We start from the raw sequence: 16,500 nt of genomic DNA, 5'->3' as shown, positions 1-16,500 counted from the left end.
TGCAGTGTTCGCGCTCAGAACATGCGCGCGTCGGGATCTTGGTCGAGCGTTACGGCCGCCCGGAGCACTTCGGGCGCGATCTCGGGCAACACCGAGCCGAACAGCCGATGCGCCTCGCGCACCGGCGCGAACGAACGCCGATGATGTTCGCACGGACCGTGCTGCCGCAGCGCCTTCAGATGTTGGGGCGTGCCGTAGCCCGCATGCGCATCGAAGCCGTACACCGGAAAACTTTCGTGCAGTTCGGTGAGCATGCGGTCGCGCGTGACTTTCGCGAGAATCGACGCCGCCGAGATCTGCTTGATGAGCGCGTCGCCGCCGATCACCGCTTCCGCCCGGATCGACAGCACCGGACAGCGGTTGCCGTCCACTTTCACGAGCGTCGGCGCGACGCCGAGCCCTTCCACGGCGCGCTTCATCGCCAGCATGGACGCGTGCAGGATGTTGATGGTGTCGATTTCCTCGACGCTCGCCGATGCGATGCAGAACGCCAGCGCGCGATCGACGATCTTCTCGTAGAGCTCTTCGCGCCGTTTTGCGCTCAGCGCTTTCGAATCGTCAAGGCCGTTGATGCGGGGCTTCGCGGGATCGAAGATCACCGCCGCCGCCACCACAGGGCCTGCAAGCGGGCCGCGGCCGGCTTCGTCGACGCCGCAGATGATGTCGAACGGCGAGCTGAAGTCGAGTCCGCCCTGCATCGACGACTGACTAGGCTGACGCGCCATTATCGCGGCCTCCGCGTTTCGAGCACGCGCGCCACGGCTTGCGCCGCCTTTTGCGACGTGTTCTGACGTAACGCGATGTGCATATCGGTGAAAATTTCTCTCAGCGTACGGCGGTTCGCTTCGTCGTTCAACTGTTTCAGCGTGGCGTCGGCGAGCGCCTCTGGCGTCGCGAAATGCTGGAGAATTTCCGGCACGACGAAGCGTCCGGCGAGGATGTTCGGCAGCCCCACATAGGGCAAATAGCCCTGCCGCTTCATGATCTGGCCCGTGAGCCAGGGCACCTTGTAGGAGATCACCATCGGCTTCTTGAGCAGCGCCGCCTCCAGCGTGACCGTGCCGCTCTTCACGAGGATGGCGTCCGCGGCGGTCATCGCGGTTTGCGCGCGGCCGTCGGTGATTGTGAGCGACAAATGCGGATGCGCGTCCACGAGCGGTTGCAACAATTCGCGCAGCGCCGGATTGGCCGCCGGCATCAGGAAGCGCACGCCGGGTTCGCGAAGTTGCATCAGTTCCATTGCGTCAAAAAACGTCGGGCCGATCAACGCGATTTCCGAGCGGCGGCTGCCCGGCAGCACGGCGATCACCGGGCCGCCCTCGGCAATGCCCAGTTCGCGGCGCGCGCCGGCCACATCCGGTTCGAGCGGAATTTCGTCCGCGAGCGGATGGCCGACATAGCTTGCCGTCACGCCCGCCTTTTCGAGCAGCGCCGTCTCAAACGGAAACACGCAGAGCATGTGATCGACCGCTTTCACGATCTTCTTGATGCGTCCGCCGCGCCATGCCCAGATCGACGGGCAGACGAAATGCACGGTCGGAATGCCCGCTTCGCGCAGCGGCTGCTCGAGGCCGAAATTGAAATCGGGCGCATCCACGCCGATGAACACCGACGGCGGCTCGGCCAGCAACTGGCGCTTGATTTCGTTGCGGATGCCGAGAATCTCGGGGATATGCTTCAGCGCTTCGACATAGCCGCGCACGGTGAGCTTGTCCATCGGCCAGTGCGCTTCGAAGCCTTCGGCCTTCATGCGCGGACCGCCGATGCCGCTATACCGCGTGCCTTCGGGCAGCGTGTTGGTCAGGCCGGACAGCAGCGACGCCGCGAGCAGATCGCCCGAAGGCTCGCCCGCGACCATTGCGACGCGCGGCGGATGGGAGGTCAGGGTCATCGGCGCGCGCGTCTAGCGGATGATGCCGCGCTGCGACGCCGCGATGAAGTCGGAAAATGCCTTGACGGGCGCGTCGCCCTCGCCGCCCGCCGCGCTCAGATCCTTCAACTGCAGTTTCGCCTCTTCGAGCGACAGGCCGCTCTTATAGACGATCCGGTACGCCGAGCGCAGCGCCGAGATGGCGTCGGGCGTGAAGCCGCGGCGACGCAGACCTTCGACGTTGATGCCGTGCGGCTCCGCCTTGTTCCCCGCCGCAATCACGAACGGCGGCACGTCCTGGACCAGCGCCGACGCGCCGCCCAGCATGGAGTGCGCGCCGATCCGCACGAACTGATGCACGCCCGACATTCCGCCGATGATCGCGTGATCGCCGACGATCACGTGCCCGGCCAGTTGCGCATTGCTCGACATGATGACGTTGTCGCCGAGGCGGCAATCGTGGCCGACGTGCACATACGCCATGATCCAGCAATCGCTGCCGATCGACGTGACGCCCTGATCCTGCACCGTGCCCGTATGCAGCGTCGTGAATTCGCGGATGGTGTTGCGGTCGCCGATCTCGAGCCGCGTGGGCTCGTCCCGGTACTTCATGTCTTGCGGACGCCCGCCGATCGACGCGTAATGGCCGATGCGATTGTCGCGGCCGATCGTCGTGTGGCCTTCGATCACACTATGCGAACCGACGGTCGTGCCCGCGCCGATCACGGCATGCGCGCCGACGATCGCGTACGGTCCGATCTCGACGGTATCGTCCAGTTGGGCGCCCGGCTCGATGATCGCGGTTGGGTGAATCTTGCTCATGCGCTTTTCGCCTATGCTGTTCGTGCTGCTCGTTACGGTGAACGCGGGGAACGCAGATTCGCTCAGGCGTCCGCGTTCTTGACGGTACACATGAGCTCTGCCTCGGCAGCGGTCGCGCCATCGACTTCAGCACGCGCCTTGAACTTCCAGATGCCCCGCATGTACCGCTCGAAGTGGACGTTCAGAATCAGTTGATCGCCCGGCTCCACCACGCGCTTGAAGCGCGCGCCGTCGATGCCGACGAAGTAGTAGAGCGTGTTGGTCGGATCGTGCGGCTCTTCCGCGAATGTCAGAAGCGCCGCCGTCTGCGCGAGCGCCTCGAGAATCAGCACGCCCGGCATGACCGGACGCGTCGGAAAGTGACCCTGAAAATACGGCTCGTTGATCGTCACGTTCTTCAACGCTTTGATGCTCTTGTGCGGCTCGAGTTCGAGCACGCGATCCACGAGCAGGATCGGATACCGATGCGGCAGCAGCGTGAGGATCTTGTGGATATCGAGATTGATTTTTTCTGTGCTCATGGTCGTTCTGCTCACGCGCGTGTCGGGCGCGGAAATTGGATGGCGGGCCGTGTCCGACGCCCGCCCGGGATTGCTATGTTCTTCCGGCGTCTTCCGGCATCTATGGGGCGGCTCGAAACTGCCCGCTCTCGCTTCTGCTATGGATTCAGCTTATGGATTTTGTTTCGGCCCGTCGCTTGACCGGGCCCGGCGCTCAAGCGCCGTCGCTTTCGTCGTGACCGTTGCCCGCTGCGGCGAGCGCGCTTTCCAGCGCCTTGATACGCTCGCGCATCTTGTCGAGGTTGCGCATGATCGCCGCGCTCTTGTTCCAGTCCGCATGCGGCACGGCCGGAAACGCGCTCGTGTACATGCCCGGTTTCAGCAGCGACTTCGACACGCCCGACTGCGCCGTGACGATCACGTAGTCCGCGAGCGTCACGTGCCCGGCAATGCCCACCGCGCCGCCAATCATGCAATGCTTGCCGATATTCGTGCTGCCCGCGATGCCCGCGCACCCGGCAATGACCGTGTACGCGCCGATGCGGCAGTTATGGCCGATCTGCACGAGATTGTCGATCTTCACGCATTCCTCGATGACGGTGTCCGCCATCGCGCCGCGGTCGATCGTGGTGTTCGCGCCGATTTCGACGTCGGCGGCGATATCTACCGCGCCGACTTGCGGAATCTTCACCCAGCTTCCGGTGCGCGCCTCGCCCTCGCCGACGAAATCCGGCGCGAAGCCGAAGCCGTCCGCGCCGATCACCGCGCCCGCATGCACGACGACACGCGCGCCGAGCTTGCAGCCGTGATAAACGGTGACGTTCGGGTACAGATGCACGTCGTCGCCCAACTGCACGCCCCGGCCGATCACGACGCCCGCATCGAGCTTCGCGCGTTCGCCGACCACGGCGCCTGCCTCGATGCTCACGTGCGGACCGATGACCGCGCTCGCCGCGACTTTCGCGCCCGGATCGACATACGCGCTCGGATGCACGCCCGCCACGTCTTTCGGTGCGGCCAGGTCGATGAACGCCTGCGCGACGCGCGCGAAGTAAGCGTAGGGGTTCGGCGTGACGATGAAATTACTGCCCGCGCGATTCGTCACCTTCTCGAGATCGGCGCTCGAAATGAGCACTGCGCCGGCGCGAGTCGTCTCGACCTGCGGCAGATACTTCTGATTCGCGAGAAACGCGAGTTGCGCGGGACCGGCCTTGTCGAGCGGGGCGAGACTACCGACGCGTTGCGTCCCGTCGCCGACCACTTCTCCGCCGAAGCGGCTGACCAGTTCGTCGAGCGTGATCGCCATGCCTGATGCCATCTCGTCTCACACTCCTCGTCAGTTCGGGCTGGAGCCGCTTGAGCCGCTCGTGCCGACGCCGTTCGGCGTGGCCGCGGCAAGCGCTTTCAGCACCTGATCCGTAATGTCGATGCGCGGACTCACATACACCGCTTCCTGCACGATCAGGTCATAGTGTTGCTGCTCGGCGATCTGCTTGATGACCTTGTTCGCCCGGTCCAGCACCGCCGCCAGTTCCTCGTTGCGACGCTGGTTCAGATCTTCGCGAAATTCGCGCTGCTTGCGCTGGAAGTCCGCATCGAGCTGCGCGAGGTCGCGCTGACGTGCCGCGCGGTCCGTCGGCGCGAGCGAGGTGCCGCTTTTGTCGATGTTGTCGGACATCGCCTTCAGGCGCTGCGCCATGTCCTGCAGCGCCTTATCGCGCTTGGAGAACTCCTGCTCGAGCTTCGACTGCGCCGCTTTCGCCGCCGCCGATTCGCGCAGGATACGGTCCGAATTGACCGCCGCGATGCGCGCTTCCTGCGCGTTTGCGCGCACGGCCGTGCCCAAGCCGAGAACCATCGACAACGCAAGCGCCAGCGCCATATGTTTCGAAAGCTTACCGGTTCGCAAAGTGTTCCTCACGTTACGTCGAATTGAGTGAAGTTCGGGTTCATCGGCGTGCCGCTTAGAAGGCCGTACCGATCTGGAACTGGAACTTCTGATACTGGTCGCCTTCGTGCTTCTGCAGCGGGAAACCGAGGCTCAGCTTGAGCGGGCCGATCGGCGAGATCCACGCGAGACCCACACCGTAGCCGTAACGCAGGCCGTTCGCGCCGGCGCTCGTGCCGCCCTGACCCGGATCGCCCCAGACGTTACCGGCGTCAAGGAAGGTGAACACACGCAGTGTGCGGTCATAGCCGGTACCCGGCAGCGGGAAGGTCAGCTCGATATTGCCGACCGCCATGCGGGAGCCGCCGATCGGATCGCCCGTGGTCGCGTCGCGCGGACCCAGCGAGCTCGGCGAGTAGCCACGCACCGAACCGATACCGCCCGCGTAGTAGTTCTTGAAGATCGGGTACGTCTGTCCTTGCAAGCCCTTGCCGTAACCGCCCTGCAGGTTGAAGCCAAGCACGAAACCCCGCGCGAATGAATAGTAGTACTGGAACTGCGCGTCGAACTTCGCGTACGTGGTGTTGCCAAGCGGCGTGCCGTACTCCGCGTTCGACTGGACGTAGTAGCCGCGGCTCGGTACGAGCGCGCTGTCGCGGTTGTCGCGCGACCAGCCCATTGTCAGCGGATAGTTGTTCACCACGCGGCCGAACTCGTTCACGTAGTTCTTGTAGGCCTGCGGCGTGGCCGAGTCGACGTCCATCGTGTTCTGTTCGGCGCCGACGCCGAAGAACACCGTGTCCTGCTCGGAGAACGGGATGCCGAACTTGGTGTCGGCGCCCATCGTCACGATCTTGAAGCTCGAATCGGTCGAGTAGTACAGCGGCTGATACGTGCGGTAGTACGCGTCGGTAATGCGCTTGATGCCGTCGATCGTGAAGTACGGATCGACCTGTGTGACCGTCAGCGTGCGGTACGTCTTCGCGGTGTTCACGTTCACCGAGAGACTCGTGCCGGAGCCGAACACGTTGTCCTGCGAGACGCCCGCCGAGAGCACCACCTTGTCCGTCGACGAAAAGCCCGCGCCCAGCGTGATCGCGCCGGTCGGCTTTTCGGCGACTTTCACGTCGACGTCCACCTGGTCGTTCGTGCCTTCCACCGGAATGGTGGTGACATCCACGTCCGTGAAGTAGCCGAGACGGTTGATCCGGTCCTTCGACAGCGCGAGACGGCTCGAATCGAACCACGAGCTTTCGAGCTGGCGCATTTCGCGGCGCACCACTTCGTCGCGCGTGCGCGTATTGCCGACGATATTCACGCGCCGCACATACACGCGGCGGCTCGGATCGACTTGCAGCGTCAGCGCCACGCTGTGGTTCGCCTGGTCGATATCCGGCTGCGCATTCACCTGCGCGAACGCATAGCCGTATTCGCCGAGCTTGTCGACGATCGCCTTGGTGGTTGTCTGCAGCTTCTCGGCCGAGAAACGCTCGCCCGGTTTGATCTTCACGAGCTTGTTGAGCTCGGCTTCGCGGTCGAGCAGATTGCCCGAGAGCTTGATGCTGCTGATCTTGTACGGCTCGCCTTCATGCACGGCGATCGTCAGATACATGTCCTTCTTGTCCGGCGAGATCGACACCTGCGTGGAGTCGATCGCGAACTCGAGGTAGCCGCGGTTCAGGTAGTACGAGCGTACGTTCTCCAGATCGCCCGTGAGCTTTTCCTTCGCGTAGAGGTCGCTCTTCGTGTACCACGAGAACCAGTTCGGCGTGGAAAGCTGCATTTCGCCGAGCAACGTGCCCGAACTCACCGCCTTGTTGCCGACGAAGTTGATCTGCCGGATCTTGGCGCTCGGGCCTTCGGCCACCGAGAACAGAATGGCGACGCGGTTGCGGTCGACCGGGGTCACCGTGGTCGTCACTTCCGCCGCGTAGTAGCCGCGCGTCAGGTACTGGCGCTTGAGCTCCTGCTCCGCCTTGTCGACGAGCGCCTTGTCGTACGAACGGCCTTGCGACAGACCGACGGAGCGCAGCGCCTTCGTGAGATTGTCCTTGTCGAACTCGTGCAGGCCCGCGAAGTCGATGCTCGAAATCGCCGGGCGTTCCTGCACCTGCACGACCACCACGTTGCCTTCCGTGGCAACCTGAACGTCGTTGAAGAAGCCCGTTGCATAGAGCGCGCGAATCGCTTCGGAGGCCTTGTCGTCGGTGAAGGTGTCGCCTTGCTTGATCGGCAGATAAGCGAACACTGAGCCCGGTTCGATGCGCTGAAGTCCGTCGATCCGAATATCCTGCACGACGAACGGCGTGGTGGCGTGTGCCGCCATACCCGTCGCGGCGAACGCCGCAGCCACAGCCGTCTTAGGAACAAAGCGATGAGGTTTGAACAACGTGCTTCCCCAGTATTTTTAAAGCTGCATTCGTTCCGGCGGTCGCTCAAAAAGGCGCCGCCAGAAATTGTCAAAATGGATCAGAAACGAATCAGGCGAGCGAGGTCGTTGAATAGCGCGATCATCGAGAGCGCGACGATGCAGACGAGCCCCGCCCTTTGCAGAACGAGTTGCCAGCGATCGGATACAGCCTTGCCGGTAACAGCCTCAACCAAATAATATAACAGATGCCCACCGTCCAATACCGGAATCGGTAACAAGTTCAACACTCCGAGGCTGATACTGACGAGCGCAAGAAATGAAACAAAGGCCGCCAAACCGAGCCTTGCGCTCTTGCCGGCATAGTCCGCGATGGTGACCGGTCCCGATAGATTCTTGAGCGATGCCTCGCCGACGATCATCCGTCCGAACATGCGCAGCGAGTACGCGCTGATGTCCCAGGTGCGGTTCACGCCGAGGCGCAGGCTTTCGATCGGGCCGTAACGCACGTCGACGGTCGGCAGCTGATTCGTGAGCGCCGCGCCGATGCGGCCGATGTCCTTGCCCGTCGACGCATCGCGCTTGATGTCCGGCACGATTTGCACCGGCTCGCGCTTGCCCTGGCGCTCGATCAAAAGCGTCACGGGCTTGCCGCCATGCGCCTTCACGTAGTCGATGAAGCTGGTTGCGTTGTCGACGGAACGGCCGTCGATCGCGCGCAGCGTGTCGCCCGCCCTGAGCCCGCCCTTCTGCGCGGCGCTGCCCGCCTCGACGCCCGCCACCGTGAGCGTGCCGCCGCCCGGCGCGAAGCCGAGTTTGTCCATGAAGTCCTGTTCGGCGTCGGTATCCGTAATGGCCGCGACGCTGACGGGGAAGTCGAAGGTGCCGTCGTGCGTCTTCGCCGTGAGCACGATGCGGCGATGATCGAATGCGGCATCCAGCAGCTTCCAGCGCAGGTCGGACCAGGATCGGATCGCGTGTGTTTCGCCGCTGGGAGCGTCGCGCATCGAAAGGATCGTTTCGCCGCCCTCGAAGCCTGCCCGCGCGGCCGCCGTGTCCGCGGCGGGCTGAGAGACGATCGCCGCGGGCTCGGTCACGCCGCCCGCGAATACCGCCGAAAACAGGACGATGGCGAGCAAAAAGTTGGCGATGGGTCCCGCCGCGACAATCGCGATGCGCTTGGCGACACTCTGACGGTTGAACGCGCGCGGCAAATCCTCGGGCGCAATAGTGGCGCCGCTTTCGGGATCGACCTCGCGCTCGTCGAGCATCTTCACGTAGCCGCCGAGCGGCAGCGCGGCGATGGTCCACTCGACGCCGGTCTTCTTGCTGACCCAGCGCACGAGCGGCTTGCCGAAGCCCACCGAGAAGCGCAGCACCTTCACGCCGCACAGGCGCGCGACGCTGTAGTGACCGAATTCGTGGACGACGACGAGGACGCCTATCGCGACGACGAAGGCGACGATTTCGGTCAGAAAGTTCATGACGGCCTCAATGGGCGATGGGTTCGGCGCCCGGCGCGCTCGCGGTGAGCTCTGCGACGAAACGGGATGCGAGACGGCGCGCGTTCGCATCGGCGGCCAGGACGTCGTCGAGCGAGGCGGCGCTCGTGTTAGGCAATGCATTCAGCACGCGCTCCACCACGCCGCCGATCGCCATGAAGCCGATGCGGCGTTCGAGGAACGCCTCCACGGCGATTTCGTTCGCCGCGTTCAACGCCGCGCTGGCGATGCCGCCCGCCTCCAGCGCCTGAATGGCCAGCGCCAGGCACGGAAAGCGCGCGAAATCCGGCTTTTCGAACGTGAGCGAGGCGATTTGCGCGAGATCGAGCGGTGCCACGCCCGAGTCGACACGCTCAGGATACGCCAGTGCGTGCGCGATCGGCGTGCGCATGTCGGGATTGCCGAGTTGCGCAAGCACCGAGCCGTCCGCGTAGGAAACCATCGAGTGGATCACGCTCTGCGGATGGATCAGCACCTCGATGCGCGAGCCGGGGAGATTGAAGAGCCAGTGCGCTTCGATTACTTCGAGGCCCTTGTTCATCATCGTCGCGGAATCGACGGAAATCTTGCGGCCCATCGCCCAGTTCGGATGCTTGACGGCTTCCTCGGGCGTGACATTGACGAGCGTCGCGGGCTCGCGGGTCCGGAACGGACCGCCGGACGCCGTCAGGATGATTTTCGAGACGCCGCCGTGCATCTTGGCTTCCTTGTCGGCACAAGGCGGCAGACACTGGAATACGGCGTTGTGCTCGCTGTCGACCGGCAGCAGGATAGCGCCGTGGTCGCGCACCGCGTCCATGAAGATCTGCCCGGACATGACCAGCGCTTCTTTGTTCGCGAGCAGGATGCGCTTGCCGGCACGCGCGGCGGCAAGCGTGGGCGCAAGGCCCGCGGCGCCGACGATGGCCGCGACGACCGTGTCGCACTGCGCCGCGCGCGCAACGTCGACGAGCGCGTCCGTGCCGTATGTAACCTTGGTCTTGCAACCCTGCGCGCGCAACGCGGCCGCGACGCGGGCGGCGGTTTCGGCGTCGCCGACGACCGCCACTTCGGGCTGAAACTTCAGGCACTGGGCGACGAGTTTGTCGCCGTTGCGGTGAGCACTGAGCGCGTAGACCGAGAAGCGGTCCGGGTGCCGCGCCACGACGTCGAGCGTGCTGTCGCCGATCGAGCCCGTGGAGCCGAGCAATGTGAGACGTTTTTGCATAGATTCTTCTCTAGCCGATTAGCCAAGCATCAGCAATGCGATCGGCAGTACAGGCAACATGGCGTCGATGCGGTCGAGCACGCCGCCGTGGCCCGGCAGCAGACCGCTCGAATCCTTGACGCCGGCCTGGCGCTTAAGGAGCGACTCGAACAGATCGCCGACGACGCTGAACGCGACGAGCACGGAAACCGCGACGAAAGAGCGGTCCCAACCGAGCCGCTCCACGAAGGCCGTGAATACGGTCGGCGCATAAAAGCCGGTGGCGGCGGCGATCGCGCCGATCACGATGACGGCGACCCAGCCGCCGATGGCGCCTTCCCAGGTCTTGCCCGGGCTGATCGACGGGGCGAGCTTGTGGCGGCCGAGTGCTTTTCCGGCGAAGTATGCGCCTATATCAGCCAGCCACACTACTAGAAGAAGCGATAGCACGAAAGCCACGCCGCGCGTGCGGGCGTCGACGACCGCATGCCAGCAGGCGACAAACACGACGATTCCGGCGAACAGCAGGAAGCCGCGCCACGCGCCGGCGGCGAGCGACGGCTTGCGCAGCAGCACATAGGGACCGGCGAGCACCCAGAAGATGCCGGCCATCTGATAGAGCGGTTTGGACGCGACGCCCAGCCAGGTGCTGAAAATAAGCACGATGCCCGTGAGGACCGCATACGCGACCGGCCCCGCTCCGTTGAGCTTCAGGAGCCGTCCCCATTCCCACGCCGCGAACACGACGACGAAACCGATCAGCGCCCCGAATGCGCCGACCGGCGCGAACAGCGTGATCGGCACGAGTACAGCCAGCAGAACGATTGCCGTGATGACACGGGTCTTTAGCATGAAAGGGTGTCGGCCTTCTGCGATTGGGATTCGACTTGAGCACTGGTGCGCCCGAAACGGCGCTCACGGTCACCGTACGACGCGATCGCGCGATCGAGCGCCGCAGCGTCGAAGTCCGGCCAGTAGGTATCGGTGAAATAGAACTCGGTGTAGGCGAGTTGCCACAGCAGGAAGTTGCTGATGCGCTGTTCGCCGCCCGTGCGCACGAACAGATCCGGCTCCGGCGCGTAGGCCATGGCGAGATGCTCGGCGAACGATTCGTCGTCCACGCGCGCGGGCACGCCCGTTTCCAGCGACTTCGCGATGAGCTTTTTCGTCGCCTGCATGATGTCCCAGCGCCCGCCGTAGTTGGCGGCGATGGTGAGCGTAAGACGCGTATTGCGGGCCGTCTTGGTCTCGGCACGCTGGATCAGCGCGCGTATGCGGTCGTTGAACATGGAAGTGTCGCCGACGACGCGCAAGCGGATGCCGTTTGCATGCAGCTTGCCGATCTCGCGTTCGAGCGCGCTCACGAACAGGCGCATCAGGAACGAGACTTCTTCGGTCGGACGGCGCCAGTTTTCCGAACTGAACGCGAACAGCGTGACGAATTCGACGCCGCGCAGCGCGCAGCTTTCGACGGTCGCGCGCACGGCGTCGACACCGCGCGTGTGACCGGCGACGCGCGGCAGGCGCCGCTCGGTTGCCCAACGGCCATTGCCGTCCATGATGATCGCGACGTGACGCGGGACAGCCGCGACATCGGGCACGGTAACGGTGGAGCTGGTATAGGTCATGGCCGCTGAATCTTTAAATCGGGAGGAGTGAGAGCCAGCCTCAATGTTAGCGCTCGAAGCTGGCGAAACCGTCTTTGCGGCCTCACACCGTCATGATTTCGGATTCTTTGGTCTGAACGAGCTTGTCGATTTCGGCGACGAACTTGTCGGTGAGCTTCTGAACTTCGTCGCTCGCGCGGCGTTCGTCGTCTTCCGAAATCTCCTTGTCCTTGACGAGCTTCTTCAGATGGTCGTTCGCATCGCGGCGCAGATTGCGCACGGAGACCTTCGCCGTTTCGCCTTCGCTCTTCACGACTTTCGTGAGTTCGCGGCGGCGTTCTTCGGTGAGCGCGGGCATCGGCACGCGAATCAGATCGCCCTGCGTAGCCGGGTTCAGGCCGAGATCCGATTCACGGATCGCCTTCTCGATCACCGGCACCATCTTCTTTTCCCACGGCTGCACGCCGATCGTGCGGCCATCCACGAGCGTCATGTTCGCCACTTGCGAGATGGGCACGTTCGAGCCGTAATAGTCGACCTGGATGTGATCGAGCAGGCCGGTATGCGCGCGGCCCGTACGAATCTTGGCGAGATCGGCCTTGAATGCTTCGATCGACCTTTGCATCTTCTGGTCGACGCCCTTTTTGATGTCAGCTGCACTCATTTGAACCTCCAAACCTGAGTTTTACTTGCGATACGCGGCGCCTGACACACGTGGCCCCTGCCACGGCGCGCCGCGCCCAATATCGCGAGAGTTTACACGTGGACGAGCGTCCCTTCGTCGTCGCCCTGCACGATGCGCTTGAGCGCGCCCGGCTTCGTGATGGAGAACACGCGAATCGGCAGCTTCTGATCGCGGCAGAGCGCGAACGCGGTGGCGTCCATCACCTGCAGATTGCGGCTGATTGCTTCATCGAAGCTGATCGTGCTGTAGCGCGTCGCGCTCGGATCCTTCTTCGGGTCGGCGGAGTATACGCCATCGACCTTGGTCGCCTTCAACACCACTTCGGCGCCCACTTCCGCGCCGCGCAGCGCGGCCGCGGTGTCGGTCGTGAAAAACGGATTGCCCGTGCCGGCCGCGAAGATCACGACCCGGCCCTCTTCCAGCTGACGGATCGCGCGCGGACGAATGTACGGCTCGACCACCTGATCCATGCGCAGCGCCGACTGCACGCGCGCCTCGATGCCCGCGTGACGCATGGCGTCCTGCAGCGCGAGCGCGTTCATCATCGTGGCGAGCATGCCCATGTAATCCGCGGTCGCGCGGTCCATGCCGGCCGCACCGCCCGCGACACCGCGAAAGATGTTGCCGCCGCCGATAACAACGGCCAGTTGCGTCCCGATCCGCACCACCTCCGCGATATCCGCCACCATCCTTTCGATCGTTGCGCGATTGATGCCGAAGGCATCGTCGCCCATGAGGGCTTCGCCGGAGAGTTTGAGGAGCACGCGTTTGTAGGCTGTGGGCATATGAGTTTCCGATCGCGCCGAGAAGAGTTGCAACAACGTAGAACTGTAGGGGTGAAACAATATTTACCGCAAGCGGGCCGGATCGGGCGGCGGGCGCGGTAGATCAGGGTTTCCCCCAATCTGCCGCGCCCGCTGCATGGTGCGAACCGGATCGCTGAATTCGTGCGGCAAGCAAACTGCCGCGAGTACTGCCGGGCGGCATGCGTGTGCCGCCCTGAAGACTGCCTGAGGACTGCCTTAGGACTGCTTCGCCGCAGCGACTTGCGCCGCCACTTCCGCTGCGAAGTCGTCCTGACGCTTTTCGATGCCCTCGCCGACCACGAACAGCGCGAACTTCTGCACCGACGCGCTGGCGGCCTTGAGCATCTGCTCGATCGTCTGCTTGTCGTTCTTCACGAACGGCTGGTTCAGCAGCGACACTTCCTTCAGGTACTTCTGGACGCTGCCGTCGACCATCTTCGCGACGATCTCGGCCGGCTTGCCCGATTCGGCCGCCTTCTGCTCGGCGATGCTGCGCTCCTTGGCGATCAGGTCCGCCGGCACTTCGTCCGACGACAGCGAAACCGGCTTCATCGCGGCGATGTGCATCGCGACGTCCTTGCCGACTTGCTCGTCCGCGCCGGTGAACTCGACCAGCACGCCGATGCGCGTACCGTGCAGATACGACGCGACCTTGTTCGCGGATTCAAAACGCACGAAACGGCGGATCGACAGGTTTTCACCGATCTTGCCGACGAGCGCCAGACGCACGGCGTCGACCGTCGAGCTTTCCAGCGGCAGCGCCGACAGCGCGGCCACGTCGGCCGGGTTGTTCTTGGCAACCAGTTCGGCGATCGTCTTGCCGAAAGCCAGGAAGTCGTCGTTCTTCGCGACGAAGTCGGTTTCGCAGTTCAGTTCGACGAGCGCGCCCACGCCGCCTTCGACGTGCGCCGTCACGATGCCTTCAGCCGTCACGCGCGATGCCGCCTTGCTCGCCTTGTTGCCGAGCTTCACGCGCAGCAGTTCTTCCGCGCGCGCCATGTCGCCGTCGGCTTCCGTCAGCGCCTTCTTGCATTCCATCATCGGCGCATCGGTCTTCGCGCGCAGTTCTGCCACCATGCTTGCGGTAATTGCCGCCATCATTCGCTCCTTGAGTCTGTTTGATACGTGCCGCCGGTGCCCAACACGCGCCTGCGGCAGAAAATGGGTTACTGCTGTCGCGCCGGCTTAAAAAAAAGGGGCCTTTCGCAAAGCCCCCTTTTTTGTCGGCCGCAGGGCTCGATTACGCCTCTGCGTTGACCTCGACGAACTCGTCGCCTTCGCCGTTGCGCACTGCCTGGACCACGTCGTTCACCGCGTTCGCGCGGCCTTCGAGGATCGCGTCCGCCACGCCTTCGGCGTACAGCGCCACAGCCTTCGACGCGTCGTCGTTACCCGGGATGACGTAGTCGATGCCTTCCGGCGAGTGGTTCGTGTCGACCACGGCGATGACCGGAATGCCCAGCTTCTTCGCTTCCGTCACGGCAATCTTGTGGTAGCCGACGTCGATCACGAAGATCGCGTCCGGAATGCCGCCCATGTCCTTCACGCCGCCGATCGACTTTTGCAGCTTGACGATTTCGCGTTCGAACAGCAGCGCTTCCTTCTTGCTCATGCGCTCGGTTTCACCCGATTCCACGGCCGCTTCCATGTCCTTCAGGCGCTTGATCGAAACCTTCAAGGTCTTGAAGTTGGTCAGCATGCCGCCGAGCCAGCGGGCGTTGACGAACGGCATACCGGCGCGCGCTGCTTCCTGAGCGATGGTGTCGCGCGACTGGCGCTTCGTGCCGACGAAAAGAATCGTGCCGCGATTCGCTGCCAACTGGCGCACGTACTTCAGCGCGTCGTTGTAGAGCGGCAGCGTCTTTTCGAGGTTGATGATGTGAATCTTGTTGCGATGACCGAAGATGTACGGGGCCATCTTGGGGTTCCAGAAGCGCGTTTGGTGACCGAAGTGGACACCGGCTTCCAGCATTTGACGCATCGTGACTGCCATGAAATTCTCCGCGAGGGTTGGGTCTTAAGCCGGCTGCCGCATCCTGCGCCCGGTTGGCTTTGATTCGCCACCCGAACGCCGGACACCCTGGGTGCGCCGGCTTGCGATTCGACTTAAAAAGGTACGTTCCAAGCCCGGATCCGCTGCTGCCTTCGATGCTTCCCGGACAATTGTCCAGAGAAACCGTGACGACAATATGGATCAAGACTTAGCCCATGAGTATAGCATGTGAGGATTGGCCGGCTCAAGTCGGCCTGTCAGTTGCGACTGAAACATGCGCACAGGTGCAACCAACGGGCCGCCCGCCCCGCCACCCTGCCCGTGTGCCGCCCACCCACTCACGATCCGGGTGCGGCGCATTTCCTAAGGTGCGATAATGCCGCTTTCGCGGCTCACGGCCGCAAACACGCATTTCCGAGCCACGTCATGTCTATTACGCTGAAAAACGATCACGATATCGCGCAGATGCGCGTCGCCTGCCGGCTCGCCAGCGAAGTGCTCGATTTCATCACGCCGCATATCGCTCCCGGCGTGACGACCGAGGAACTCGATCGTCTCTGTCACGAATATATGGTGAAGGAACAGGGCACCGTTCCCGCGCCGCTGAACTATCAGCCGCCCGGCTATCCGCCGTACCCGAAGGCCACCTGCATTTCCGTCAATGACGTGATCTGTCACGGCATTCCCGGCGAAAAGGTGCTCAAGAACGGCGACGCGCTGAATATCGACATCACCGTCATCAAGAACGGCTATTTCGGCGATACGAGCCGGATGTTCATCGTCGGCGAAGGATCGATTCTGGCCAAGCGCCTCGTCCAGACCACGTTCGACTGCATGTGGCTCGGCATCGATCAGGTGCGTCCCGGCGCGCATCTGGGCGACATCGGCGCGGCTATCCAGAAGCACGCGGAAGCGCAAGGTTACAGCGTCGTGCGCGAATACTGCGGCCACGGCATCGGCCAGGTATTTCACGAGGAGCCGCAGGTGCTGCACTACGGCCGTCCGGGCACGGGCATCGAATTGCAGGCGGGCATGATCTTCACCGTCGAGCCGATGATCAACGCCGGCCGCCGCGAAATCCGCACGATGCCCGACCAGTGGACCGTCAAGACGCGCGACCGCAGCCTGTCCGCGCAGTGGGAGCACACCGTGCTCGTCACGCCGACCGGTTACGAAGTGCTGACCGTTTCGGCGGCTACGCCTGCGCCTTCGCAACTGATCGCGGCGACCGCTTCGGCGCGCTGAGTTCCCGGCGCCCGACGCTCCGGCGTGG

General features: G+C 63.7%; 16 protein-coding genes. 1 reads left to right on the top strand and 15 read right to left on the bottom strand.

All coding sequences use genetic code 11. The features are described 5' to 3' along the window. Positions 1-14: 14 nt before the first annotated feature. The 15 genes from rnhB to rpsB form a co-directional block, all read right to left on the bottom strand. Positions 15-725 carry a ribonuclease HII gene (gene rnhB, locus BRPE64_RS05795; RefSeq protein ID WP_016345112.1) on the bottom strand — a complete coding sequence of 237 codons (711 nt, stop codon included), beginning with the start codon at positions 723-725 and terminating at the stop codon, positions 15-17. Then, positions 725-1,891, bottom strand: a complete 1,167-nt coding sequence (gene lpxB, locus BRPE64_RS05790; protein ID WP_016345111.1) for a lipid-A-disaccharide synthase — start codon at positions 1,889-1,891, stop codon at positions 725-727. Before lpxB ends, rnhB begins: the two co-directional genes overlap by 1 nt. A gap of 12 nt (positions 1,892-1,903) precedes the next feature. Further along, positions 1,904-2,692: an acyl-ACP--UDP-N-acetylglucosamine O-acyltransferase gene (gene lpxA, locus BRPE64_RS05785; protein ID WP_044041998.1), complete on the bottom strand. Its 789-nt coding sequence runs from the start codon at positions 2,690-2,692 to the stop codon at positions 1,904-1,906. 62 nt (positions 2,693-2,754) lie between these two features. Further along, complete coding sequence (gene fabZ / locus BRPE64_RS05780; protein ID WP_016345109.1) at positions 2,755-3,213, bottom strand: 3-hydroxyacyl-ACP dehydratase FabZ; 459 nt, start codon at positions 3,211-3,213, stop codon at positions 2,755-2,757. A 193-nt stretch (positions 3,214-3,406) separates the two neighbouring features. Beyond that, on the bottom strand, positions 3,407-4,498 hold the full coding sequence (gene lpxD, locus BRPE64_RS05775) for a UDP-3-O-(3-hydroxymyristoyl)glucosamine N-acyltransferase (protein WP_044041288.1): 1,092 nt from the start codon (positions 4,496-4,498) through the stop codon (positions 3,407-3,409). A 30-nt stretch (positions 4,499-4,528) separates the two neighbouring features. Next, positions 4,529-5,074 (bottom strand): OmpH family outer membrane protein, encoded by a 546-nt coding sequence (locus tag BRPE64_RS05770; RefSeq protein WP_016345107.1) that lies wholly within the window; start codon positions 5,072-5,074, stop codon positions 4,529-4,531. A gap of 82 nt (positions 5,075-5,156) precedes the next feature. Next, positions 5,157-7,469 (bottom strand): outer membrane protein assembly factor BamA, encoded by a 2,313-nt coding sequence (bamA, locus tag BRPE64_RS05765; RefSeq protein WP_044041287.1) that lies wholly within the window; start codon positions 7,467-7,469, stop codon positions 5,157-5,159. 80 nt (positions 7,470-7,549) lie between these two features. Continuing rightward, positions 7,550-8,932: an RIP metalloprotease RseP gene (gene rseP, locus BRPE64_RS05760; protein ID WP_016345105.1), complete on the bottom strand. Its 1,383-nt coding sequence runs from the start codon at positions 8,930-8,932 to the stop codon at positions 7,550-7,552. 7 nt (positions 8,933-8,939) lie between these two features. After that, positions 8,940-10,157 (bottom strand): 1-deoxy-D-xylulose-5-phosphate reductoisomerase, encoded by a 1,218-nt coding sequence (locus BRPE64_RS05755; protein WP_016345104.1) that lies wholly within the window; start codon positions 10,155-10,157, stop codon positions 8,940-8,942. A gap of 18 nt (positions 10,158-10,175) precedes the next feature. Beyond that, positions 10,176-10,988, bottom strand: coding sequence for a phosphatidate cytidylyltransferase (locus tag BRPE64_RS05750; protein ID WP_016345103.1), 813 nt, complete (start codon positions 10,986-10,988; stop codon positions 10,176-10,178). After that, positions 10,982-11,764: a polyprenyl diphosphate synthase gene (uppS, locus tag BRPE64_RS05745; RefSeq protein WP_044041286.1), complete on the bottom strand. Its 783-nt coding sequence runs from the start codon at positions 11,762-11,764 to the stop codon at positions 10,982-10,984. Before uppS ends, BRPE64_RS05750 begins: the two co-directional genes overlap by 7 nt. Positions 11,765-11,846: 82 nt before the next feature. After that, a complete protein-coding gene (frr, locus tag BRPE64_RS05740) occupies positions 11,847-12,407 on the bottom strand; it encodes a ribosome recycling factor (protein ID WP_016345101.1) in 561 nt (186 codons plus the stop codon). A gap of 92 nt (positions 12,408-12,499) precedes the next feature. Further along, positions 12,500-13,213, bottom strand: coding sequence for a UMP kinase (gene pyrH, locus BRPE64_RS05735; RefSeq protein WP_044041997.1), 714 nt, complete (start codon positions 13,211-13,213; stop codon positions 12,500-12,502). Between the two features lie 237 nt (positions 13,214-13,450). Next, the gene (tsf, locus tag BRPE64_RS05730) at positions 13,451-14,332 is read right to left on the bottom strand and encodes a translation elongation factor Ts (RefSeq protein WP_044041995.1); all 882 of its coding nucleotides are present in this window, start codon (positions 14,330-14,332) and stop codon (positions 13,451-13,453) included. A gap of 142 nt (positions 14,333-14,474) precedes the next feature. Continuing rightward, entirely contained in the window at positions 14,475-15,227 is a 753-nt protein-coding gene (gene rpsB / locus BRPE64_RS05725; RefSeq protein ID WP_016345098.1) for a 30S ribosomal protein S2, read from the bottom strand. A gap of 426 nt (positions 15,228-15,653) precedes the next feature. Here rpsB and map point away from each other — a divergent pair, with 426 nt between their 5' ends. Then, positions 15,654-16,472, top strand: a complete 819-nt coding sequence (gene map / locus BRPE64_RS05720; RefSeq protein ID WP_016345097.1) for a type I methionyl aminopeptidase — start codon at positions 15,654-15,656, stop codon at positions 16,470-16,472. Positions 16,473-16,500: the final 28 nt, after the last annotated feature.

The sequence above is a fragment of the Caballeronia insecticola genome (genome assembly GCF_000402035.1).
Lineage (GTDB): Bacteria > Pseudomonadota > Gammaproteobacteria > Burkholderiales > Burkholderiaceae > Caballeronia > Caballeronia insecticola.
Note: the sequence above shows the minus strand (reverse complement) of the source record. Positions and strands in the feature narration are given on the sequence as shown.

Bases quoted from the DNA above. Each gene is read 5' to 3' on its own strand.
- map (WP_016345097.1), top strand. From the start codon at position 15,654: ATGTCTATTACGCTGAAAAACGATCACGATATCGCGCAGATGCGCGTC.
- lpxD (WP_044041288.1), bottom strand. From the start codon at position 4,498: ATGGCGATCACGCTCGACGAACTGGTCAGCCGCTTCGGCGGAGAAGTG.
- uppS (WP_044041286.1), bottom strand. From the start codon at position 11,764: ATGACCTATACCAGCTCCACCGTTACCGTGCCCGATGTCGCGGCTGTC.
- lpxB (WP_016345111.1), bottom strand. From the start codon at position 1,891: ATGACCCTGACCTCCCATCCGCCGCGCGTCGCAATGGTCGCGGGCGAG.
- fabZ (WP_016345109.1), bottom strand. From the start codon at position 3,213: ATGAGCACAGAAAAAATCAATCTCGATATCCACAAGATCCTCACGCTG.
- BRPE64_RS05750 (WP_016345103.1), bottom strand. From the start codon at position 10,988: ATGCTAAAGACCCGTGTCATCACGGCAATCGTTCTGCTGGCTGTACTC.
- rpsB (WP_016345098.1), bottom strand. From the start codon at position 15,227: ATGGCAGTCACGATGCGTCAAATGCTGGAAGCCGGTGTCCACTTCGGT.
- rseP (WP_016345105.1), bottom strand. From the start codon at position 8,932: ATGAACTTTCTGACCGAAATCGTCGCCTTCGTCGTCGCGATAGGCGTC.
- pyrH (WP_044041997.1), bottom strand. From the start codon at position 13,213: ATGCCCACAGCCTACAAACGCGTGCTCCTCAAACTCTCCGGCGAAGCC.
- frr (WP_016345101.1), bottom strand. From the start codon at position 12,407: ATGAGTGCAGCTGACATCAAAAAGGGCGTCGACCAGAAGATGCAAAGG.
- tsf (WP_044041995.1), bottom strand. From the start codon at position 14,332: ATGGCGGCAATTACCGCAAGCATGGTGGCAGAACTGCGCGCGAAGACC.
- BRPE64_RS05755 (WP_016345104.1), bottom strand. From the start codon at position 10,157: ATGCAAAAACGTCTCACATTGCTCGGCTCCACGGGCTCGATCGGCGAC.
- lpxA (WP_044041998.1), bottom strand. From the start codon at position 2,692: ATGAGCAAGATTCACCCAACCGCGATCATCGAGCCGGGCGCCCAACTG.
- rnhB (WP_016345112.1), bottom strand. From the start codon at position 725: ATGGCGCGTCAGCCTAGTCAGTCGTCGATGCAGGGCGGACTCGACTTC.
- BRPE64_RS05770 (WP_016345107.1), bottom strand. From the start codon at position 5,074: ATGGCGCTGGCGCTTGCGTTGTCGATGGTTCTCGGCTTGGGCACGGCC.